We start from the raw sequence: 23,131 nt of genomic DNA on the forward strand, positions 1-23,131 counted from the left end.
TTTTGGCCCCCATTTAAGCGGATGATCCATAAAATAAATGCACATTTGCATTTTGACAGATGCTCTTCCCCCTTCAAGGGCATGAATCTTTCGTTCAAGGAAAGGACGGGGAGCAACGGCGCGGTTCGACAGGGAGCGTTGTATTGCAATGGGGCTACCAGGTCTGGGACTTTCCCGCCGGGGCAATACCCATTTTCAGGAGCGGCGGGCTTGCGGCTTGCCGGGCTGGCGGGAGAAGGAAGCCGGGAGAGTTGCCTTTAAAAAATGGGTCATGCATCACCGGAAACAGGAAAATACAGGAAGCCCCTTTTCTCTGAAGGGGCTTTTTGGCTGCGGATGGGACAAGGATCTGCCGGACAGGAGGAAGTCCCACCCAAGCATCCGCGCCGGCTTGGTCATAATATGAAGCATTTCCAGGAGAGGAGGACCAGGGCACGATGGCACAATTTCTTGATATGGCTACTTCCGTGAACTCCGGCAATACCGGCTTTCCCAATACGGGGCTGACGGGAGCCCCGGAGCTGTTCGGCGCAATCGGGCTGGCCACCCAGTCCAATGTGAATCCGGTGATTTCCTTGGGGGGCACCATCAGCCTGACGGGGGAGGAAGGAGATCCCTTCACGCTGTTTATTGTCCGGGGAACGGTATTCGACCCGGCCAGCATCATTTACTTCGCCGAGGGGACCGTCGCCACCACAGGCGGCAATGAGCTGCATTCGTTCCAGACAGCGGATTTTGCACCGCCTACCCAGCCGTTTATCAATTATTCCGCCTATATTGCAGGGGTATCCACCTCTATCCGCAGCGGGCCGGAATCCTTTTACGGGATTGCGTCCATGAGATAAACGAAACGGCCGCCGCCTCCATTGGCCTTCAACCGGTTTCCGGTTGAAGGCTTTTTCGCGTTGGAGGAGGGGCTGTTAATTGGGGGTGCCCTTCAGAATAATGTTGGCTGCCTTGCCGAAATCGAGGGCTGCCCTGCCGGTAAGCTCGGCGGTTTTCTGGGCCAGCACCACAGCATTGACACCGCAGCTGAACAGCGCCAGATCAAAGGTATCGCTGTTTTGCCGCAACCATTCCAGGGTGGCGTCCATCTGGCTGTAATCGCCAAAAGGAAGGGTGTGGACGATGTTGAGCAGGTAGGGGGGAGCCGTCAAGGCCTGCCTCAGCGGCTCCGGGTCCCGGGTGGCCAGCACGATCCGCCTGGGCGTCACCACCGACCAGAAGGTTTGGGAGAACAGCATTTCCCGGTTGATCCGGGCATCGCAAACCGCCTTGGGCCGGAGGCCGTAATGCTGGAAGAGCTGATCGGTGAGCTGCCTTTTCAAATAGGCGGGGGCGAGGATGGTGGTGTCCTCATGGGGCAGAATGCCTACCACATCGGCCTTTGCCGCCGCATCGCGGACAGCGTCGCGGAGAGGCAAATTGGGCAGATGCAGTCCTTTTTGGCCGCGGTTGGCCTTGATGGCCCATCGTTCCTTCAGCACAGCTTCCATGGGCCAGACCGAATCCTGGGCCAGCACCAGATTTTCCCCGTCTCCGATCCGCACCAGGGAAAAGGGAAGACGCTGCTCCAGCGCCAGGTTCAGCCGGTCCAGGACCTGCATCATATTCAACGGGATGCTTTCCATATGGTTATCTGTTCCCCTTTCATAGATCAACTGTTATATCTGTATGATTGCAGGCGGGCGAATTATTGGATTCGTCCCTATTTTGGGCGCCGAATTTGCCCCGATTTCCGTTGTGCTGGTCCGTTGTCCGTGTAGCTTTGCGGGGGGCTTACATAGGTTGACTATTGTACAGCCCTTTCAAGGAGGCCAAACCATGAGCAGAAAAATCGTGATTGAAATCAACTTCAACAATTTCGGGATTAATCCGGACCGGCTCAGCCGCCAATGGCTGGAGAACCGCATCGGCATTTTCAGAGGGCTGACCCTGAGGAGCCTGAAAAAGCAGACCAACCAGAATTTTTTGACGGTTCTGAAGCTGGCGGGAGGCTGCACGGAGATTGTGGAGGAGATCCTCCGCAACCAGGAGCCGCTGCCGCCCCATATCCGGTTTGGAACCAGCCTCGAGTGCAAGCAGATGATGGAGGAGTATGTCCAGGGAGCCCGGGAGCTGTATGTGGCCCGCATCGACTCCGATGATCTGTACCATGAAAGCTTCGTCCAGCAGCTTCACGATTACCGGCCGCGGCCGGAGACGGCAGTGCTGGTGAATTGCTACGGGTATTTGTGGGACATTACGGCCGGCCATATGGCGGAGGACTATCACCGCTCCCCGCAGTTCTACACGTTTATCTACCCGGTTGCGGAATTTTTGGCGGGCTACAGAGTGAAGATTCCCGGCAGGGGCACCCACGGCAATGTCATTGAGCTGCCCCATGAGATTTTCCCCCGACGCAATTATGTCAATGTCATCCATGCCTCCAACAGCTCAGCGAAGAAAATCCGCAGCAAGGAGCTGCTGACGCCCCAGGAGATACAGCAAGTGCTCAGCCAATTTATGACGCCGCAGTGACCCGTTGGGGCAAAGGGCGGAAGGAGGACACGACATGGAACGGATTGCCGGAATTGAAGACGGAGCAGCGAAGGTGGCTGTGGTGGGGATGGGCTATGTGGGCTTGCCCTTGGCCGTGGCCATTGCCCGTGCGGGTTATACAGTGTACGGTATCGATACCGATGCCGGGAAGGTGGCAAAGCTTCAGGCAGGAGTCTCCTATATCCTGGATGTGGCGGATGCGGAATTGAGCCGTTGGACCGCGTGCGGCGCCCTCCGGCCCGGGACGGATTATGCGGTGCTGGGCCAGGCGGACATTGCCGTGCTTTGTGTGCCGACCCCCTTAAACGGTCTGCGGGAGCCGGATACCTCCTTTATTGAGGAGGCGGTTGGCCAAATGGTCCGGTATCTGCGAAAAGGGACGCTTATTATTCTGGAGAGCACCACTTATCCGGGAACGACGGAGCTGTTGGTGCGCAGGCGGATTGAGGAGGAGAAGGGCTGGCAGGCTGGCCGGGATTTTTATGTGTCCTTCTCCCCGGAACGGGTAGATCCAGGCAACCGCCAATTCTCCCTGCGCTCCACGCCCAAGGTGATCGGGGGAAGCACCCCGGCCTGTCTGGAGGTGGGCCGGAATTTTTATGCAGCGGTGTTCGAGCGGGTGGTGGCGGTCAGCTCCAATGAGGCCGCCGAGCTGGCGAAGCTCCTGGAAAATACCTTCCGCAGCGTGAATATCGCCCTGGTCAATGAAATGGCTCTGCTCTGCGAGCGGATGGGGGTCAGCATCTGGGAGGTGGTGGAGGCCGCTGCCACCAAACCCTTCGGGTTTATGCCCTTTTACCCCGGGCCGGGTGTCGGCGGGCATTGCATTCCCGTCGATCCCCTTTATTTATCGTGGAAAGCGGGGCGGATGGGTGTCCGCCTGAAATTTATCGAGCTGGCGGATGAGCTGCACCGGAGCATGCCCGAACGGCTGGCCGCCCGCATCGGGGCGCTGCTGGAAGGAGAAGGCAAACGGCTGGCGGGGGCAAGCATTGTGCTATGCGGCATTGCGTACAAGAAGGATACGGATGATATCCGGGAATCCCCCGCTTTGGAGCTGATGGAGCATCTGCTGGAAAAAGGGGCCCGGGTGGTTTACCATGATCCCCATGTGCCTGTATGCCAGGTTAACGGCACTGCTTGGGCCTCGCAGACGGCAGAGCCGCAGCTGTGGGCCCATGCGGATCTGGTAGTGATCGCTACCGACCATACGGCGGTGGATTACCAGCAGGTGGCGGATTATGCTCCGCTGGTGTTCGACACCCGGAATGCCGCCAGAGACTGCATCGGCGGGAGGATTGTGCTTTTCGGCGGAAGCGGGGGGAGAGGCGGCGAAGGCGGAGGGGGCGGGGGACAGTGACCGCAACCATCAGCTTGTGTATGATCGTCCGGGATGAGGAGGAGACGCTGGGCGGATGCCTGGCATCGGTTCAGGGGTTGGCCGACGAGATTATTATTGTGGATACCGGCTCGGTGGACGGCACCCGCCGGGTGGCCGAGGCGTATAATGGCCGGGTGGCGGCGTATGACTGGCAGGATGATTTTGCAGCGGCGCGGAATTATGCCTTCAGCCTGGCCAACGGGACGTTTATCCTGTGGCTGGATGCGGACGACCGGATCGCCGGGGAGGACCTGAAGAAGCTGCTGGCGCTAAAGAGGGAGCTCACGGCGGAGGTGTCCGGTGTGGTGATGCCCTATTGTCTGGCAGAGGATGCCGTCGGCCGTCCGCTGGTGGCCGACCGCCGGCTCCGGCTGGTCCGGCGGGAGTCGGGCTGCCGCTGGAGCGGGCGGGTGCACGAGTATCTGGAGTTTCCCCGGAAGGGGGAAATCCGAGTGTGGGACGCCATGATCCGGCATACCGGCCGGGCAGACCACTCCCGCCGGAATCTGCGGATTTTGCGGCGGTGGATTGCGGAGGAGCCGGGGGTATCGGGCAGACGGCTGCTGTGGTATGCCCACATCTGCTACGAGCGGGGACACTACGGGCAGGCGGCCAAGGGCTACCGGAAGCTGCTCTTGGAGCCGTCGGGCTTCCGCGAGGACCGGCTCATCGCCTGCTTCCGGCTGGCCGACTGCTGCCGGCGGCTGGGGGACGGGCGAGGCCGCCTGGAGAGCCTGCTGGGCTCCTTCCACTACGGTCCGCCCCAGGCGGATTTCTGCTGCCAGCTCGGGGAGTGGTTCGAGGAGCGGGCCGATTGGAGGACGGCCGCCTATTGGTACACCCAGGCCATCGCGGTCAGCGGCCTGGACACGGGTTTGCGGCCGGTGGCTTCGGCGGCTCTGACCTGGCTGCCCCATGCCCGGCTGGCGGCGGTATGCCTGCGGCTGGGGGACGCCGGGGCGGCTTACCGGCACAATGAGCAGGCGCTGCGCCATCTGCCGGATGACCCGGGCCTGTTGGGCAACCGGGCCCGGCTGGAAGCGGCGCTCCGCTCCTGACCGCCGGGCCTTGGGTGCGGCGGCATGCAGAGAGGCCGCCGCCTGTTGGCGCGTACAGGGGCGGTGGCCGTGGGTGCAGAGACGCCAGCTGCAGGAGTGGCAGGTGCCGGGACCGGAGGTACGGTGCCGGGGGTGCGGTGGCCGTGGGTGCGGTGGCCAGGGGTACGGTGCCGTGGGTGCGGTGGCCGGGGGTGCGGTGCCGTGGGTGCGGTGGCCGTGGGTGCGGTGGCCGTGGGTGCGGTGGCCAGGGGTACGGTGGCCGTGGGTGCCGGGGCAGTAGGTGTAGGGCAGCGTGTGCAGGTGCTCATCTTGCAAAAGTGCAGTTATTTTTAGGTTTTTGCGGGATTTTGGCAGGCTCAAATGCAAAAATGCAGTTATTTGTGCTCGTGGACGGCAGTGGATGCCGTTTTGGCCACATTTAACTGCACTATTGCAGGATGGGCTGGCAGATGTCGGCCGAGCCTGGATTTTAATTGCATTTTTGCATTTGCAGAGTGGAAATATAAGGTAAAACAAAAGGCGGTGATATAAAGCAGCGGTGTCCGGGTTCTTCAGCTTCCGCCAAAATACCGGCAAAAGTGAGGCAGCTTAAGCTCTGAGCTCAAGCTGCCCGGCTAATTCACCCGGCGAGCGTGATATCGCGGGGTTACTTTTATCACTCGGCTAAAATGCCCCGCCGCGTCACCCGCTAAAGCCTCCCGGCATATGCCGCCACAAACACAGCGGGCGAGTTCCAGTATATGGTCATTTCGTTGGTGGAGTAACTTTCCTTATGGTCCACATAGCAGGCGGCGGGGGCGGCTCCGGCCAGCAAGGCGGCAGCCGCTTCGTCCTGCAGGTGGAGATTGGGCCCGCCTGCCACCATGCCCGGCACCGGCTCGGCTACGCCGTCCCCTTCGGAGGGCCGGTGATGGGGATACAGCACCGACTTGGCGCCAAAGTCGGTTACATAGCAATAACCCAGTACATTGCGGCCCAGCAGATAGTCCCAGTGGGCCAGAGCGGCCTGGCCGAAGCGCTGTTCGCCGGTAAGCTCCTCTGCGGCAATCAGCAGCATGGCCCGGTTCAGCACCAGCATATTGCTGCCCCAGATGTACTCCTCCGGCAGCAGGGAAATGCTAAAGCCGTCGGCGGCGCTGCGCTCCGCATACAGCTCCGCCTCCGCCACCCAGGCAGCCAAGAGCCGGGTGCGGAGAGCCTCCGGCACCAGACCGGGCCCGGCGTCCAGCAGGCTCAGAGTGCCGTATCCGCCGGTATCGGCCCAGCCCAGCTCGCACAGGGGGAAGCCCCCTGCCTCCGCCAAGGCCTCTGCTGCCTGCAAATATTCCGCCTCTCCGGTGAGCCGGAACAGCTCGGCGGCCGCCCAATACAGCTCATCCTCCCGGGAGCTGTCCCCGTATTCGCCCGTCACAATGTCGGGCGGATTGCGGAAGCCCTCAGCCGCAGGCCGTCCCTGCAGGCTGCGCCAGGCCCGTTTGGCCGCATCGGCGCAGCGCTCCGCCAGGTCCGGGTCCAGCCCCCGGTAGATTCGGGCGGCCAAGGCCAGACCTGCGGCAAAAGAACCTGTCGCCGTATCCGACACCGGCGAAAAGATCAGCTCCGCTCCATCCAACTCGGGCATACAGTCCAAAGGCGGAAAACCGGCGGTGGTCACCTTATGGTACACCGCACCGTCGGAGCGCTGCATCAGCAGCAGAAATTCCAATTCAACCTTGACCTCCTCCAGCACATCGGGAAGCCCGCTGGAGTTGGGAATTCCCGCAGGCTCAACAAAAGCCCCCGGAAACCGCTCATACGCCAATAACAAATCCGCAACCGCTTTCACGCCTGCCACTGTATATTTGCCGTAATCCCCCGCGTCATGCCAGCCTCCTGCCTGGGGGTGCCGTTCTTCCGGATTTCCGTGGACATGGGCATCCCCCAGATGACAGGCGCCATGGGACCATGGCCCGGCATACTCCTCCGTCAGCTCCACGCCGCAGCGCTGGAAGTAGAAGCACTTGAGCAGCGCCTTCCCGACGGAGGCGTAAGGACGTTCTTCGATCACAAACACCGGCGAAACCGCCCCAGATTCCTTCATCCTCACAAAATAACTGCCCGGCCGCTCAACACCGGTAAAATCCCCTTTGGCAACGGCCAGTCCGGAGGCCGGGTCCTGCTTAAGGGGAGACATTGCCCCTGCAAAAACGGAGAGCCCCGAATCCAGCTCCACCAGCTCGAACTTCCCCGATACAGCGGCGGTAAAGACTTTTAGCCCTTGCCGCGGATAGCCCAACTGGTTTACAAATACAGAGTCTTGCGCATCACGCATGAGAATCAGTCCTTTGCCCATAAATTGGTCTGCCGGAACAATGGAGATGCCCTCATTTTACCACATCAGTGTGCGTTTAACATTTTCAAGCGCCAAAGTGCGTAAAGCAAACATCCTGCCCAACTACCAAGGGCGCTTCCGCCCCAGCCAGCCCTGCTCCTCCCAATGCGCCTTGTCCAGCGGATTCCAGGCGTTCCGCTTTTGGTTGAGACGCATAATGGCGAACATGGCCCGGGTTTTCCAGCCCGGCTTGACCGTGCCTGCGGCCCTGCCCAGCTTGGCGGCCAGCCTTGCCGTATCCCTGCGGATGGCGGCTTTTTTCTCCTCCTTAACGTCTGCCCAGCCGGCGGCGGCCACAATGCAAGGATACTGGTAGACCGAGGGCACGCCCCAATAGAAGAGGTTCTGCTTCAGCTGTTTGGTGACGGCGCGGGCTCCCGCTCCTGCGGCGGTGGAGATCACCAGGGCCGTTTTGTGGAACATGGAAGGGTCGGGCCGGTGGGACATCCAGGCGTAGCCCATATGGTCCAGGAAGGCTTTCATTTGGCCGCTTACCCCAAAAACATAACACGGCGAATCCAGAATAATCACATCCGCCCTCCAGAACGCCTCCACAATCCGCTGCACCGGCGCGTGGTGGCCGCAATGCTCCTCCCCCTGATTGAAGCAGCTGTAGCAGCCTACACAGAAGCCGGGTCCGTCCTTGGGCAGAAAAAATTCCTCCACATCCTCCTCCCCCGCTGCCAATTGATCGGCGACCATCCGCGCAATATGGAAGGTGCTTCCGCGGTGCATTTGTCCATGTACGATGGCAATTTTCATGATGCGGCCTCCTTAGACCTTGGCTCTGGCATAAACGGCATTGAACTGGCGGATATGGCTGCGCAGGGAGGCCAGTGCCTGCTCCCCGCCTTCGGGATGAAGGTCGCGCCACCCCAGCAGCAAAAAAATCGGGCCATAAAACTGCGCTGCCATACTGCCCGGGTCTGCTTCAACGAACACGCCCAGCCCCATCATTTCCTGGAACAGGCGGCTTTGAAACTCAACCGGACTCTCCAGATACAGCCGCCGGTAAACCTCCCGGGCCAGCGGGTGGGAGTATTGGGCCATGGTCAGCATTTTCCGCAGCAAGGCGCTGAATTCATCCTCGGAAAAGAACCGGAACAGCCGCTCTCCCAGCTCCAGCAGGGCCTCCTCCGGCATGGCCGCATAGTGCTGGGCCAACTGCGCCGGGTCAGTCTGGCCGATTCCCAGCTTCTCCGTGATTTCCCCATACCGCTTGGGAAACTCCCCGATAATTCCCTCAAAAATCGCCTGCTTGCCAGGAAAATGCTTATACAGAGAGCTTTCCTTCACCCCCACCGCCCCGGCGATGTCCCGGACAGACACGCCGTCATACCCTTTGACTGCAAACAGCCGCAGGGCTTCTTGAATAATTCTCCACCGGGTATCCCTCATGGTTGACCATCTCCGTTTGGCTAACAATCGTTAGCCTAATTATAGCGGAGAGCGGCGGGTCTGCCAATAACCAATTGCCCTTCGGGTGGAGAAATGTGGGCTCCGCAGCAACTTTATCCACTTGCACACGTCTTTTATTTATGTAGAGAAGGGAGATGTTTCGCATTGAAAAATAAATGGCATACCCAAGGAGCCGCCGCCCTGCTGACTCTGGCTGTCCTGTTTGGAGCCGGAGCCGGGAGCAGCCCGGCTTGGGCCGATTCCCCGCCGTCCGAAGCCGTTATGGCGACGCCGGAGCAAATGCCCTATGTAACCCTGGTGGATTCGTTTACGCTGTATTCGGGCCCGGAGACCCGGCCGGATCAGGCTGTGGGCGCCCTTAGTCCGCTTCAGTCTGTAAAGCTGGCGCCCATCGAACGGGATAAGCTGCTCTCCCTATCCGCCATGGTGAAGGTGGAGGTGGATACCTGGCTTGGTCCCGTATGGGTCAATCTGAAGGAAGGGGCCTACCAGTTCAATAAGCTGGAAGCGAAAGAGGAGACGCTGAATCTGCTGCAGGAGACGGTGCTGTTTGATGCCCCTGGAAAGCCGTCTCCCTATTCATTGGCTCCCCAACAGGTGCAGGCCGTTGCGTCCATTATTGCCTGCGAGCCGTATACCCCCTGCTACAATTCGGATTCTTATTATTTGATCCATACCTCCTGGCTGGGGGATATGTGGATCAAGCCTTTCCATTACGCGGAGAAATACAGAGGTGTGGAGACGCTGGGAGCCATCCCCGTTTCCCGGGAAACTCCGGTTTATCTGTACCCCTATGAGCAGCCGTTGGAAAATGAGCCGAAGATACAGCCCCAGGTGGTGATGCCTTTGGCCAAGTACATGCAGTACGCACGTATGGCTCCTGCTGCAGTTTGGTACAAAATTGACACTCCCCTGGGTGAACGCTGGATTGCGCAAGACAGCCGGTACGGCTTGGGAGTGGAAGGAGTGGAAAAGGTAAGCGAAACACTGCATATACCGGTTCCTTTTCGGCTGCAGGATACCCCTTACAGTGCATTCCGACCGGATGATCAGAAGGAGCCGCCCCAGGAGCTGCAAGCCATCGGCAAACACCGGGATTGGGTGATGGTGCTTGTAAACGGCGAGGGCCGATGGGTGAACCCGTCCGCAGAGATTGCCTACAGCATCACTGGAGACATGGACCATGACCGGGAGCTGGGAGTAAAGGAATATACGCAGCCCATTGAGATTTCCGAGTCCACTATCACTACGGATTACCCGTATCCGGGGGCGGTGAAGAATCCCCAGGAGATTCTGGTGTTCACCCGGCAGCAGGTTACCCCGGAGCGGGTGTGGGATTCCCCCGGCGGCACACGCTGGTACTATATTTCCACCTGGATAGGCCACAAGTGGGTGATGAACCCGTAATCCTGTGGTGCAACCTGGCGTAACCTTTGTTAAAATGAGGTATACTTGTGTTTGTCGATACAGCAATTGGCAATTACGCGTATGCTTGATAAGACAGGGCAACGCCACTACAGGAGGAATAATCGAATGCGCATAGACGGAAGACAGCCGGACGAACTCCGCCAGGTAAATATTATTACCCCTTACAGCAAACATGCGGAGGGCTCCGTATGGATTGAAGTAGGGGATACCAAGGTACTGTGTACGGCAACTCTGGAGGAGCGGGTGCCGCCTTTTATGAAGGGGCAGGGAAAGGGCTGGATCACGGCGGAGTATGCCATGCTGCCGCGGGCCACCCAAACCCGCAACCAGCGGGAGTCGGTGAAAGGCAAGCTGTCCGGCCGGACCATGGAAATCCAGCGGCTTATCGGCCGGGCGCTGCGCTCGGTAGTGGATCTGGAGAAGCTGGGAGAGCGGACCATTACCCTGGACTGCGATGTCATCCAGGCGGACGGGGGCACCAGAACCACCTCCATTACAGGGGCGTTTGTGGCCATGACGCTGGCCATTCACAAGCTGTGCAAGGAGAAGCCGATGAGCGTATTTCCCGTTCGGGATTTTCTTGCTTCGGTGAGTGTCGGCGTAGTTTCCGGAGTACCGATGCTGGACCTGAAATATGAGGAGGATTCCTCGGCCAAGGTGGACATGAACGTGGTGATGACCGGCTCCGGCAAATTCGTGGAGCTGCAGGGCACCGGCGAAGAGGCGCCTTTTTCCCGGGAGGAGCTGGACCGGCTTCTGGGTCTGGGCGAGCAGGGCGTCTACCGGATGATCGAGCTGCAGAAGGAAGCGCTGGGCCCGGTGGCGGAGCTGATCGGCGCAAACAAAGGGAGGTGTTAGGAGCCCATGAACAGGCAACAGGTGGTGGTCATCGCCACCCGCAACAAGGGCAAGGTCAAGGAAATGGAAGAACTGTTTGGCAAAAGAGGCTTCCAGATTCACAGTCTGAACGACTACGAGGGGATTCCCGAAATTGAGGAGACGGGCAGCACCTTTTATGAAAATGCCCTGATCAAAGCCCACTATGTGGCTGAGCTTTTGCAGGTCCCCGTCATTGCCGACGATTCCGGCCTGGAGGTGGAGGCGCTGGACGGCAAGCCGGGGGTATACTCGGCCCGGTATGCTGGGGAGGATGCCAACGATGCCGACAACAACGCCAAGCTGCTGCGGGAGCTGTCGCTTGCGCTGACCTTCCCCTCCGACAAGCTGCCCGTGGGGCATCCGCCTGTGTGGAGCGCAGCCGAGTTTGTTTGCTGCATCGTCCTGGCCGATCCCGCCCGCAAGCAGCATGCCCGCTTCGAGGGCCGCTGTCCGGGCTATATCCTGGGGGAGGCCCGGGGGCATAACGGCTTCGGGTATGACCCGTACTTTTATTTGCCGGAGTTCGGCAGGACCATGGCCGAGCTGACCCTCGACGAGAAAAACAAAATCAGCCACCGGGGCAAGGCGCTCCGGCAGCTGATTGAGCTGGTTTATTAATTTTAGTTTCCTAATTGTGGAATGCGGCGCTTATGGGGCAATTGGCTTGGTTTCCATCATGAGGGGCATCTCCAGCGTGTAAGCGGCAAACAATGTATCTTATTTCGCATATGAAAGCTCCATAAAGGGATGTAAGCGGCAAACAATGTGTGCTATTTCCGTTTTTGGCGGAGCAAGGGCCTTTGATTAAGGGGATAGCGAACATTTGTTGATCGCTATTAGCCGAAAAATGCCTGTTGCGACTCAATAGCGAACATTTGTTGATCGCTATCTCTCCGCCGACTCACACAATGGAAATCTTGTAGGTGCGCAGCCAATGATCCGCCTGAATCAGGAAAGCGAACAATTGAGGGCCCGTCATCAGCTGGCCGAACCAGGGGAAATCCGAGCTGGGGCTGTCGGGCTTCGTCATTTCCTTCAACCCTGCCACATTCACCAAAGGTAAAAGCGGCGAGGACGGGTCATGGAGAATTTCCCGCAGCTCCGTGCGGACCGCGTTCATGTAGTTGGGGTTGTGGGTTTTGGGGTAGGGGCTTTTTTTGCGGAACAGCACATCGTCGGGCAGAATGCCCTGGAGCGCCTTGCGCAGGATGCCCTTCTCCCGGTCCCCGGCGGTTTTGATCTCCCAGGGGATATTCCATACATACTGCACCAGCCGGTGGTCGCAATAGGGCACCCGCACCTCCAGGCCGCAGGCCATGCTCATCCGGTCCTTGCGGTCCAGCAGCGTGGGCATAAAGCGGGTCACATTGAGATAGGAGATTTCCCGCATTCTGCGCTGCTTTTCGTCCTCGCCCTGAAGGTGGGGCACCTCGGCCAAGGCCTGCTGGTACCGGTTCTTCGCATAGACCTCCGGGTTTATGAAGGCAGCGGCTTCGGAGGACAGCACCGAGGTGCGCTCCTTCACCTTCAGCGCCCACGGAAAGGTGTCCGCCTCCAAGGCGTCCTGACGGTGAAACCAGGGATACCCGCCGAAGATTTCGTCTGCGGCCTCCCCGGAAATCGCCACAGTGGCGCCTTTTTTGATTTCCCGGCAAAAGAGCAAGAGCGAGCCGTCCACATCTGCCATCCCCGGCATATCCCGGGCAATGACCGCGGCGCGCAGGGAATCGACCAGCTCAGGGGTGTCAAACTCCACCGGGTGATGGATGGTTCCCAGATGCTCGCTCATCCGTTTGATCCAGGGGGCATCGGCATTGGGCTGGAAGACACTGGACTTGAAGTTCTTGTCATTGTCCACGTAATCCACCGAATAGGTGGGCACCACCCCCTGCCCGGTGGAGGCGTAATAGGTGGAGGCAAGTGCCGTCAGGGCGCTGGAATCCAGGCCGCCGGACAGCAGGGTGCAGACGGGCACGTCGGAGATCAGCTGGCGCTCCAGGGTATCCTTGAGCAGCCCGCGGATTTTTTCCGCCGTTTCCTCCACATTCTCCTCATGGGGCTTGCTCTCCAAGGTCCAGTAGGCCCGGATGGAGAGGCCACTCTTGTCTGCCACCATGCAGTGCCCCGGCTTAAGCTCGGCCATTCCCTTGTATACCCCGTGTCCGGGGGTCCGGGCGGGGCCGATGGCGAAGATTTCGGAGATGCCCTCCTGATCCACCTCCGCCTTAAAATCCGGATGGGCCAAAATCGCCTTGGGCTCGGAGCCGAACAGCAGCTCCCCGTCCCGGTAGGCGTAAAACAGCGGCTTTACCCCCAGCCGGTCCCGTACCAGATACAGCGCATCGTCCTTGTCGCTCCATACGGCAAAGGCAAAAATCCCGTTGAGCCGGTCCACACATCCCCGGCCCCATTCAATAAACGCAACCAGGAGCACCTCCGTATCGCAGGTGGTCCGAAAAACATGGCCGCGCCCCTCCAGCTCTTTTTTTAGCTCGGGGGCATTATACAGCTCGCCGTTATATACGATGGAATAGGTATCCTCGCCAAAAACCCGCACCATGGGCTGCGCGCCATTGGCCGGGTCCATGACGGAAAGCCGCCTGTGGCCCAAGGCGCAGTGATGGTTAATCCAAGAACCGGCCGCATCGGGTCCCCGGGGAGCCAGCGTCTCCGTCATGGCCTCCAGCACATTGGGAAATTGCGTAAGATTTTTTTGCCAATTCAGCCATCCGGTAATTCCGCACACGGTTGCCTCACCCTTTCTCAAACAAACATGATTCTATACTCTATGCGGTGGGGTGGGCTTAGTTGCGTGTCCCGCCCGAAGAGAAAAGCCCCGGCAGCCAGGGGTGAGATCCGGCTTCGGGGCTTCGGTCAGATGATGGGACGGGCAAGGCCGCCGCTAAATGCGGGCCTCGATGGCGGTGCAGTATTGACGGATTTTTTCCAGCTCATTCCCAATATCGCTTTCGGTGGACATGTGCTGGAGCTTGCTGGAGGCTTCCTGAATCTTGCGGGCTTCCTCCCGTACAGCGTTGCTGGCCATGGCATTTCACCTCCTAAGCGGCAGGATCACCGGTTTAGTATGCGTCAATATGGAACAATTATGAATAAAGCGGCTTAGGGCGTGTGTGATAACTCCGAGGGGAGCAGATTTTGCAGAATTTTCGTTCCAGGCAAGGCACTTTCGTGAAGGCGTACCGGGGGTACGTCAAGCGGAAGTAACGAAGCATGGGGCGAAAAGGCGGTAAAAGATGCCCTCAAGCGGGTTGTCAGACACGCCCTAGAAACTAAAGTGAAAGAGGTGCGTGGAGATGGTCAGGCTGAAGCCTATGAATGAGGAAGAGCTGCAGGCGTTTCTTGATTATTTGATTCCCGATTATGCCAAGGAGAAGGTGGAGGCAGGGGTCTGGAGGGCGGAGGAAGCTCCGCACTTGTCCCGGGAGGCCATTCTTCGGCTGCTGCCGGAGGGGCTTGCCACCAAGGATCAATACCTGTACATGATTGAGGAGGAGAGCGGCGTCCCAATCGGGTTTATCTGGCTGTATGTGGATCAGGGCAAGCAGGAGGCGTTTCTCTACGAAATCAGCTTGTACGAGGAGTGGCGCGGCCGGGGGCTGGGCAAAGCCACCATGGCTGCCATGGAACAGAAGGCGAAGGAGCTGGGGGCCAAGTCGGTGGGGCTCCATGTGTTCGGGCATAACCAACGGGCTTTGCGGCTGTATGAAAAATCGGGTTATCAGGCCACGGACATCACCATGAAAAAATATTTGTAGCGTTCGGGCGCGCCGCTGCCCGCTCACGTGAAACGCTTTTGCAGGCTGCCGCGTATACTTGGATAAAAGATTGCCGGTGCGAGGACCAAACTGCGGCACCGATGGCTATAGAGGAGGAAGCGCGTATGCGTTTGTTAAAAGGGATCGGCAATGCAGCCGGAGAGCTGACCGGGCTGGTTCTGGGCGGCACCGTCCGGGTGGTGGGGGAGCTGACCGGCAGCAATTTCGTCAAGGAAATCGGCGACGGTGTGGAGCGGACCAGCCGGTTCGCCGGGCGCACCGTGGGGAATCTGGCCAGCGGCACCTGGGATACGGCGGCAGGACTGTTAACCCGGGATGAGACGCAGCGCCAGGAAGGGATGCAGGATATCGGCGCAGCCGTCACCGCCACGGTGAAAGGCACCGGCCATGTCCTCACCGATATGGCGGAGAATGCAGGCAATGTGGCGAAGGGGATCGCCGACAAGGATAAGGACCTGCTGAAGCACGGCGTCAAGGGGCTGGTTTACACGGCGGCGGTAGGCGCCATTGCCGTCGGCGTGGTGGATGTGCTGGACGGTCCCGACGGTCCGGTGGAATAGATGTGTTTGCTAAAAAAGCAGGCCCGCTCCCGTGGTTGGGAGTGTTGGCCTGCTTTTTTGGAATGTGTGCGGAAATGCGGCGGCCGCGATGGCTGATGGATCAGCGCCGTTAGGCGGACGGTTCGGCCCACGGCTGCGGCTCTGTCCGCAGGGTTTTGCCGGTGCGGATGGCTTCCTCGGCTGCGAAGCCCAGGTACGTATCCTGGCAGGCTTCGGCCAGGCTGTAGAAGCTTTTGCCACCGGCGGCATATTCGGCCATCCGGGTCAGGCATCCGGCAATGGCCAGCTCATCGTCCAGCAGCCGGGCCGGGGTATAGGGGTTCCGGTAGGCGTAGCGCTCCCCGGCAAGAATCCCTTCGAGAAAATACCCCTCCAGATTTTCCTCCTCGCCCCGGTTTACCCGCTTGAGCTCCAGATGCAGCGGCGTCTGGTAATCGGCCAGCAGATTCAGCTGCCGGTCGAAGATTTCGCCCCGTTCTCCCCGCACCGAAACATGGTTGGAGCGAATCCAGGAGCGGTGCTGGTCCTTGGTAAAGTCGTAAATGCCCAGCCTGTCGCCAAAATGGAACCAGACCAGGTCCCGTGGCTGCTGCACCCGCTTCTCCTCCTGGGGAACGCCCTCCCGCCCAGGTCCGGCAATCTGCGGAGACAGGAACCGCATGCCCGTCACTTCTGCGTCCTCATATTGGATGCCCAAATATTTTCGCATCACGCTGATGGCATGGTAAAACTGGGAAATGGAAACGGTGGCCTCCGTCACCCTTCCCAGCCTGCCTTCACCGATAAGAGCCAGCCTGGCCGCATGGTGGGGAGACAGGTGGTATTGCTCCGCCACCTGAACCAGGGCTCCCCGCAGGGTCAGCTCTTCATGCACGCGGCGGAGTCCTGCCAGATCGGAGGCGGGAGGCGTCTCCAGCAGCGCCGGAATCCCCCGCTCCGCCAGGTCGGGCAGAATCTCCGCCGCGGCGTCCTTGCCGGCGGATACCACAATAAAATCCGGACGCCCGTGAGCCAGCAGCTCCTCCAGGGTCCGATAGGAGGGAATGCCCCATTCCACCTCCATGGCTTGTCCCTTTTCCGCCTGACGGACCACCAGTCCGGTTACGCGGAAATGGCGGGGCAGGGCGCGGGCGATCCGCAGGTAGGCCTGGGCCCGGAAGCCTGCGCCTCCGATAATGGCAAATTGTATCTGTTTCATCCTGATTGCCTCCTTTAGTATTCCTGGTACCAGTATGGCATGAGAGAAGCCGTCAAGCAAAAACAGGCAGGAGGGGAAGCCGGTCCCCTCTGCCTGTTCATTCAAGCGCAGAATCAGTTGATAAAGCCGATGGTTTGCAGCATCCGCTTCAGGATGGTTGCGGACTGCGCCCGTGTGGCCGAAGCCTGGGGAGCCAGAAGCTGATCCCCGGTTCCCTGGATAATGCCGTTCTCCGTGGCCCATGCCATGGAGGCTTGGGCCCAACCGCTGACGGCGGAGCTGTCGGCATAGCCATAGCCTGCCGCCGGAGCGGAGGCGGTGGTATTCATCCCCGCATAGCGGGCTGCCCGTGCCGCCATAACAGCCATTTCCTCCCGGGAAATGGTGGCGTCCGGGCGGAATTCGCCGTTGTCCAGGCCTTCGATCAGACCTGCCTCTGCGGCTGCGGCTACCGCTTGCGCGTACCAGTCGGCAGCGGCAACATCCGTGAAGGAGGCTGCTTGACCGGAAGCCTGCAAGCCCAGCGAACGGACCAGAAGGGCGGCGAACTCTGCCCGTGTAATGGCTTGATCCGGGGAGTAGCGGTTGGCATCGGTTCCCTGGATCAGGAGCTTGGAGGCAAGCAGCTCAATATCCTGCTTGGCCCAATGTCCCGCTGTGTCCGCGAAGATTTTGGAGATTTGGGCAATAGTGTAAATCCCCTCACCACCATGCAGCACGGTCACCCGGGTAATGCCCCCTGATGTTTCAATAATGGCAGGGGCAAAGCTTGCTTCTCCGGTAACGGGATCAATTTTGACGCCTGCAGCCGCAGCGCCGCCCAACAGCCCGTTGTAGGTCAATGTCAGGGAAGCATAGCCATTCTTCAGCGCCAGCTCCTGCTTCTTGCCGTCGGCTTCCACAGCCAGGGATACGGCCACAGGCTGCGCTGACAGCTGATAGCCCATCTGCTTGGCCGCTTGCGCAGCTTTTTCCTGAAGCTGCGCGCTTCCGGATGCAAGATTCGCCAGCAGAGTGCCTGCCGCTTGATCCTTCAGCTGGGACAGAATCAGCTGGGCCGGGAGCTTCACTTCCGCCAGCCCGGTTTTGATCACCAGTTCGGCGCTGCCCGCTTGGGCAAAGGCGGATAACGGAAGCTCCGCACGCACTGCCGCTGCGCCGGTTGAAGCGCTGAGATCCAGTGTGACCCGGCCGGATTTTTCGGCTGCGGCCTTTTTCAGGGCATCCGCCAGCTTGGCTGCATCCACGGCTGCGGCTTGCAGCTTAGCGCCATCGGCGGTTTGCTCCTCCCGCAGTTGGACAGCGTCCTTGCCCAACACAATCTGGTCGGCAGGCTGGTCAGGAGCGGAGGGAGCGGGACTGCCGCCACCGGTGCTGCCGGTGTTTCCGCTGTTTCCGTCATCGCTGCCGTTATCCGCAGCAGCTGGCTTTGCGCTCACAACGTTGGAATACCCCGATGTGCCCTGCTGGTTCTGGGCGATAACCACATAATAGTAGGCTGCGCCGTTGACCACTGTTCCGTCGGCAAATTGGGTTTCCGAAGCCGCAACCGGGTTGGCCTGAGCCTCAGTGGACTCGACGGGCGTAAACGGCCCTTCCTCCTTGGCGCTGCGCAGAACCGTGTAGGTCTCGGCCTTTTCCGAGGCGGTCCAGCTCAGGTTTACCACCCCGTCGCCAGCCACAGCCTCCAGCCCGGTAGGATGGGCAATGGGCTCCACATATACTTTTAGATTATCGATGTAATACGTTCCCGATCCGCCCCCCGGGGTAGCGGAATATATCCGCCCGATGCCCAGGTTCTTGAAGTTCTCCATGTCCTTGTAGTCTGTAAAGGTGGCGATTTCCTTGCCGTTGACGTAGGCGGTCACATAGCCCTCGGCCACATTCATTTTCAACCGGATATGGAACCATTGATTCTTGAAGCTGGCAAACGGCACATCCATCAGCGCATAAAAGCTGGAGGAGCCGTTGTCATACACAAGGGTGATGTCGTTCTTATTGGCATCGGCAGGCAGAGTCGGCTTGCGCATGCCGATGGAGAAGGCCCGTTTGCTGTCATCCCTGCTCTTGATCTGCATGAGGACGGCGTTGCCGCTTGCTTCCGGAAGCATGTAGTCCGCTTCGATGACCACCGTATTCTTCAGGGATTCAAACTGGCGGAAAAAGCTTACGCTTTGCAGCATTTCATCCGAATTGGCTCCCTGGTCGGCAACAAGCAGAACCTTGTTGTCCGGGTTGCCGTCCTTTTCCATCGTGACAACCTTGACGGCCTCAAAGCCGCCATTATTGGGCAGGCTGGGCACATAAGCCGCCGGTGTGGCATCGATGTCCTCTTCCTCGAAATTATCGTCCACATAGAAAATATTTTCCGCAGGACCGGTAGGTGTGCCTTTGACCTCGGAGGAGTCAAAACCCTGCTCGCCGGCCTTGTTGGTGGCGGACACCACATAGTAGTAGGTTTTCCCGGCAACCAGCCCGGAATCGGTGAAGAAGGTATCGGCAATGCCGGTTTGGATCACCTTGTACGGACCGCCCGGGGTATCCCCGCGCTTGACGGTATAGGTGTGGGCGTTTTCCGCCGCGTCCCAGGATACCTTGATTTCATTGTCGCCCTCATCAATGGAGGTCTTCAAGCCTCCGGGAGCCACCGGATAATCATCCGGCAGGGCATGGATGGCCGCTTGCCCGAAGGAAGAGGCATTGTATTTCCACACATCGTCATCCGGCTTGGAGGCGTCTGCGGCAAGTCCCACATAAATCGGCTTGTCGTTGGGCAGCTCCAGAGTCACGGTGCCGATTTTCCGCCAGTTGCTCACTCCATCCTCGGAAAGCAGGCCTGTCACCTGATTGCCGAACCGGACCAGTCTGACCCAGTGGGGCGTGGATACAAATACTTCATTCTCAATGCGCTGGGTGTTTCCGCCGGTTTCATTGCGGACCAGCATCACGCCTTGTTTGCCGTATTTCACATAGGCTATAGCCATTAACGCCATTTTGGAACCCGGCTCCAGGGACTCGCGGATCATCACACCGGCTTCGGCATTGTCATCCGTAGCAGTAATATGGTCGATCCGGGCGAGGATTTCGCTGTTGCCGGTCAGCTCCTGATAGGCAAAATGGAAGCTGTCGGCTTTGCCGCCGATGTCTCCGGCAGACTTCAGGGTTATGCCGCCGTCGCCCTTCACCTCAAGATGTCCCGGAATGTAACCGGAGGCAGAACCGCCGATATCTGCGGAGCTCCAAACGCCTGTAGCGGTGGAGGTGTTTACATGAACCGCCAGATTGCCGGAATGGGTCGCCAGCCCGGCGCTGTCGGTAGCTTTGGCCACCAGATAATGGGTGCCCTCCGGGATACTGCTCCATTGCCAGGTGTAGGGGGCCGAGGCTGCCGTTCCCACCAGCTGGCTGTCGATAAGGAACTCTACCTTGCTGATGGTTTTGCCTACGCCTGCTTCAGCGGTTGCCGTCAGGGTAAGGCTGCTGCCGGTTTCGGCAATGGTGTTGTTGCCCAGTGTGTTGTTCAGGCTGTCGGTCAATTGCAGTGCAGCCCGGGGATTGTCCACATGCTTGCTTCCTTGCTTCAGGTCCTCAACCAACCAGGCCAGATAAACCTCCAGATTGGTATAGCCGGGCACAATGCCGATGGAGGCGAAGCTGTCGGCTGCGGCCAGATTGGTTTTGTTGCGGTCGGAGGCGTTCCGGGGATCGAGACCATGCTCTGTTTCCCAGCTGTCGGGAATGCCGTCCTTGTCCGTATCCACCACATCGGAATGGACTGCGGTGTAATCCTCGTAGAGCCAGCCTACCTCTTTGGGCGAGTTGATGTGGTAGCCGGTCCGGGTTTTCACCTCGTTCACAATCCGGGCGTCGATGGCGTCCCGTCTGGGCAGCGTCGCGCCTACATCCGCCAGAACCTGGTCATAGGCAGTCAGCGCCGGAACGGACTGGTAGATGCCGTAGTTTTCGGGAGCCACGCCGTTGTCATATTCCCCGCGGATTTCGAAGGGAGTGTCATGCTTAACGGTGGGGTCAATGATCTTCAGGACACCCTTCCAGTTATCCTGGGTGACGGACGAAGAGCCGTCCATATAGTTGCCGCCAATGTACATGTTGGTGTCGTAATTGGTGGTTCCCGCTTCGCTGAACAGCTGGCTGCGGACGCTGTAATAGGTGCTGGGACCGTATTTGTAATAATTGTCCCGCATATTATAGTCGCCTTCGCCGCCGCCGTAGGTGGAAGCCATGCCCCAGTTGTAAATGACGTTGTTGGCCATATCCACCGAGTCAAATTCCCGCTTATCCGTGGGAAACCGGGGATTGCGGCTGGTGCTGTTGGCAATCAGGTTGTGGTGGTAGGTGGAGTTTTTGCCGCCCCAAATGCCGCCGTAGCCATGTCTGCCCTTCTGGTGGGTGGTCATGAGCATGCTTTCCGACGAAATGGACCATTGGACAGTGGTGTTCACATTGTCGTAGAGGCTGACTACCTCATCCACCGCCCAACTGAAGGAGCAATGGTCGATGATAATGTTCTTGTGGTAGCGGGAGCCCAAGGAGTCATCCTCGCTGGCATAACGGTCCGTAAGCCGGAAGCGCACATACCGGATGGCAATGTTGTCGGCGTTGATGTTGGTGGTATAATCGCTGACGGTAATGCCTTCTCCCGGCGCGGTTTGCCCGGCAATGGTCAGGTTGGAGCCGGCAATGTTCAGGGACTCCTTCAGATGAATGGTGCCGCCCACGCGGAAAATAATCATGCGGTTGTCCTTGCTCACCGCATCCCGCAGGGAGCCGGGAATGGCCGTTTCGTTCTTGGTGTAGTCGGCCAGGGTATCAACGATATAGACCTCGCCGCCCCGTCCGCCGGTGACATATTTGCCGCCGCCCTCTGCGCCGGGGAAGGCGGGGATGTTTACGGCGATGCCGCTGTCCGGCAGGGCCGCAGTAATCTCGAATACAGCGGAGGGAGCAGATTCGACGCCTCCTGTTGCTCCGGCCGCCACATTATGGGTGCTGGCAGTTACGGTGTAGAAGTAGGTTTTTCCGGCGGCAACAGAGTTGTCCATCACCGAATACACGGATTGGGCCACGGATTGCAGGGTGCTGTATGGGCCCTCCCGGGTGTCGCTGCGCTTGACGTTGTAATAAACCGCGCCGGTGACGGCTTCCCAGCCGAGCCATACGGCAGGCGCGCCGTTAACCTCGTTTACGTAGCCATTCAGGGCCGCAGGGGCGTCCAGGTCTCCGCCATCCCCTCCGCCGCCTGTTGGCGAGGTGTAGATTTGGAGGTTATCCAGCCAGAAGCCGCCTTTTCCTGTGCCATTAATTTTAGATTGAAGCTGATTAATGGAAGTGACCGGATTGGTAAATGCAAATTCCTCTATTCTCACGCCGTCGATAAATACGGCTGCCGTTTTCTCTGCCGTTTTTACAGCGAGACGGATATGATGCCATTGGTCTTTATAACCTCCGGCAGCTTTGAAGGCAGGTTGAACCAAAGCGTAATCCGCATTCGATTTACGGTAGACCAGGGTGTAGTTGGCAGTATCCGCATTGGCCGGTTCCTTGGGCTTGCGGACACTGATAACAAAAGCAGGCTTCGTCGGATTGTCGGAGCTGCCCAGTTCAAACAAGGAGCTGTTGCCGCTTTCCTTGGGATACATGAAGTCGGCCTCCACGACGAAATCCCCGGCTTGCTCTTCGAAGGCGCGTGTAAAATTCACATCCCCTTCTCCAAGGCTGTTGACGTTTAAGGCATAGGAAGAGCTGTTTGCAAACTCTCCTGCATTCCCTGCGGGAATCGGCGCAACCTTTACCTCGGATTTTTCACCGTTAACCTCCGGTTTGCCGGGAGAGACAACGGCATACTCCGGCGGCAGCACACCGTCCTCGAAGGTATCGTTCACCAGATAGGCGGGTGAGCTGACGCTTTGCCCCGTCTGCGGCTCACTGGCATAAGCGGCCGGGGGCAGCAGGCTGAAGAGAAGCGACATCAGCATGGCGTAGATAACGGTCTGCTTTAGCGCACGTTTTCTTCCATTCCACAAAAATTGCAATTCCTTTTCCTCCCTCATGCATAAAATGGCAGTCGCGGGCATGGCGCAAGGAGCCGCCGCTCCAACCGCGGAGCGGACAAGCCTGGCGGCTATGCCTCCAGGGCCATTATCCGCAATGTGCGGCCGGATTGCCTATAATCCTCAGCCCACTTGTTCAGGGGAAATCTGCGCATTTGGGAATATGAGGAGGATAATGTGCGAGAATAGCATGAGGATAACCCGCAGATAACCTGGGATGTGCAGCATATATCCTCAGGAGAGATGCGGAATGGGCTGCTTAAACGGACAGACGATCCTTTATTGGGCTCAAAAATGAGATTTTACCATCGGGACGGACACAGAATCCGTTATGTCATGGAAAAGAACGGGTTTGGGCGGTTTGCTGAGGAAATAACGTACCGTGTGTCCGCGAAATCCTCAGAAGCGCCTATTTCGGCAAAATAACG

At 59.0% G+C, this 23,131-nt stretch carries 17 protein-coding genes; 9 read left to right on the forward strand and 8 right to left on the reverse strand.

The features are described from left to right. Positions 1-437: 437 nt before the first annotated feature. A complete protein-coding gene (locus DQG13_RS13860) occupies positions 438-845 on the forward strand; it encodes a hypothetical protein (protein WP_113020368.1) in 408 nt (135 codons plus the stop codon). A 75-nt stretch (positions 846-920) separates the two neighbouring features. On the opposite strand, the gene DQG13_RS13865 is transcribed toward DQG13_RS13860, so the two are convergent. Next, entirely contained in the window at positions 921-1,631 is a 711-nt protein-coding gene (locus tag DQG13_RS13865; protein WP_113020369.1) for a GT-D fold domain-containing glycosyltransferase, read from the reverse strand. Positions 1,632-1,824: 193 nt separating this feature from the next. Here DQG13_RS13865 and DQG13_RS13870 point away from each other — a divergent pair, with 193 nt between their 5' ends. Genes DQG13_RS13870 through DQG13_RS13880 form a run of 3 tightly spaced genes read left to right on the forward strand, consistent with a single transcriptional unit; the run spans position 1,825 to position 4,980 of the window. Beyond that, the gene (locus DQG13_RS13870) at positions 1,825-2,520 is read left to right on the forward strand and encodes a glycosyltransferase (protein ID WP_113020370.1); all 696 of its coding nucleotides are present in this window, start codon (positions 1,825-1,827) and stop codon (positions 2,518-2,520) included. Positions 2,521-2,554: 34 nt separating this feature from the next. Further along, positions 2,555-3,901 (forward strand): nucleotide sugar dehydrogenase, encoded by a 1,347-nt coding sequence (locus DQG13_RS13875; RefSeq protein ID WP_113020371.1) that lies wholly within the window; start codon positions 2,555-2,557, stop codon positions 3,899-3,901. Further along, the gene (locus tag DQG13_RS13880; protein ID WP_258525674.1) at positions 3,898-4,980 is read left to right on the forward strand and encodes a glycosyltransferase family 2 protein; all 1,083 of its coding nucleotides are present in this window, start codon (positions 3,898-3,900) and stop codon (positions 4,978-4,980) included. The genes DQG13_RS13875 and DQG13_RS13880 overlap by 4 nt, the downstream gene beginning before the upstream one ends. A 688-nt stretch (positions 4,981-5,668) precedes the next feature. On the opposite strand, the gene DQG13_RS13885 is transcribed toward DQG13_RS13880, so the two are convergent. The 3 genes from DQG13_RS13885 to DQG13_RS13895 all read right to left on the reverse strand — a co-directional run bounded on the left by DQG13_RS13885 (position 5,669) and on the right by DQG13_RS13895 (position 8,749). After that, positions 5,669-7,312: a glycoside hydrolase family 9 protein gene (locus DQG13_RS13885; RefSeq protein ID WP_258525675.1), complete on the reverse strand. Its 1,644-nt coding sequence runs from the start codon at positions 7,310-7,312 to the stop codon at positions 5,669-5,671. A gap of 102 nt (positions 7,313-7,414) precedes the next feature. Continuing rightward, positions 7,415-8,113: a flavodoxin family protein gene (locus DQG13_RS13890; protein ID WP_113020372.1), complete on the reverse strand. Its 699-nt coding sequence runs from the start codon at positions 8,111-8,113 to the stop codon at positions 7,415-7,417. A 12-nt stretch (positions 8,114-8,125) separates the two neighbouring features. Further along, a complete protein-coding gene (locus DQG13_RS13895; protein ID WP_113020373.1) occupies positions 8,126-8,749 on the reverse strand; it encodes a TetR/AcrR family transcriptional regulator in 624 nt (207 codons plus the stop codon). Between the two features lie 165 nt (positions 8,750-8,914). Here DQG13_RS13895 and DQG13_RS13900 point away from each other — a divergent pair, with 165 nt between their 5' ends. The 3 genes from DQG13_RS13900 to DQG13_RS13910 all read left to right on the forward strand — a co-directional run bounded on the left by DQG13_RS13900 (position 8,915) and on the right by DQG13_RS13910 (position 11,695). After that, a complete protein-coding gene (locus DQG13_RS13900) occupies positions 8,915-10,177 on the forward strand; it encodes a hypothetical protein (RefSeq protein ID WP_113020374.1) in 1,263 nt (420 codons plus the stop codon). A 126-nt stretch (positions 10,178-10,303) separates the two neighbouring features. Further along, positions 10,304-11,056 carry a ribonuclease PH gene (gene rph / locus DQG13_RS13905; RefSeq protein WP_113020375.1) on the forward strand — a complete coding sequence of 251 codons (753 nt, stop codon included), beginning with the start codon at positions 10,304-10,306 and terminating at the stop codon, positions 11,054-11,056. Between the two features lie 6 nt (positions 11,057-11,062). Continuing rightward, complete coding sequence (locus DQG13_RS13910; protein WP_113020376.1) at positions 11,063-11,695, forward strand: XTP/dITP diphosphatase; 633 nt, start codon at positions 11,063-11,065, stop codon at positions 11,693-11,695. A 283-nt stretch (positions 11,696-11,978) separates the two neighbouring features. On the opposite strand, the gene asnB is transcribed toward DQG13_RS13910, so the two are convergent. After that, positions 11,979-13,823, reverse strand: coding sequence for an asparagine synthase (glutamine-hydrolyzing) (gene asnB / locus DQG13_RS13915; RefSeq protein WP_113020377.1), 1,845 nt, complete (start codon positions 13,821-13,823; stop codon positions 11,979-11,981). Between the two features lie 156 nt (positions 13,824-13,979). Then, positions 13,980-14,123 (reverse strand): hypothetical protein, encoded by a 144-nt coding sequence (locus DQG13_RS30780; RefSeq protein ID WP_181592746.1) that lies wholly within the window; start codon positions 14,121-14,123, stop codon positions 13,980-13,982. Positions 14,124-14,391: 268 nt separating this feature from the next. Between DQG13_RS30780 and DQG13_RS13920 the strand changes: the two genes are divergently transcribed. After that, complete coding sequence (locus tag DQG13_RS13920; RefSeq protein WP_113020378.1) at positions 14,392-14,853, forward strand: GNAT family N-acetyltransferase; 462 nt, start codon at positions 14,392-14,394, stop codon at positions 14,851-14,853. A 125-nt stretch (positions 14,854-14,978) separates the two neighbouring features. Then, a complete protein-coding gene (locus DQG13_RS13925; RefSeq protein WP_113020379.1) occupies positions 14,979-15,434 on the forward strand; it encodes a hypothetical protein in 456 nt (151 codons plus the stop codon). A 109-nt stretch (positions 15,435-15,543) separates the two neighbouring features. On the opposite strand, the gene DQG13_RS13930 is transcribed toward DQG13_RS13925, so the two are convergent. After that, positions 15,544-16,632 (reverse strand): Gfo/Idh/MocA family protein, encoded by a 1,089-nt coding sequence (locus DQG13_RS13930; RefSeq protein ID WP_113020380.1) that lies wholly within the window; start codon positions 16,630-16,632, stop codon positions 15,544-15,546. 113 nt (positions 16,633-16,745) lie between these two features. Then, the gene (locus DQG13_RS13935) at positions 16,746-22,685 is read right to left on the reverse strand and encodes an S-layer homology domain-containing protein (protein ID WP_113020381.1); all 5,940 of its coding nucleotides are present in this window, start codon (positions 22,683-22,685) and stop codon (positions 16,746-16,748) included. Between the last annotated feature and the right edge of the window lie 446 nt (positions 22,686-23,131).

Origin of the sequence: Paenibacillus sp. YN15 (assembly GCF_003285005.1) — a bacterium.
In the GTDB taxonomy this organism is placed as follows: Bacteria; Bacillota; Bacilli; order Paenibacillales; family NBRC-103111; genus Paenibacillus_AR.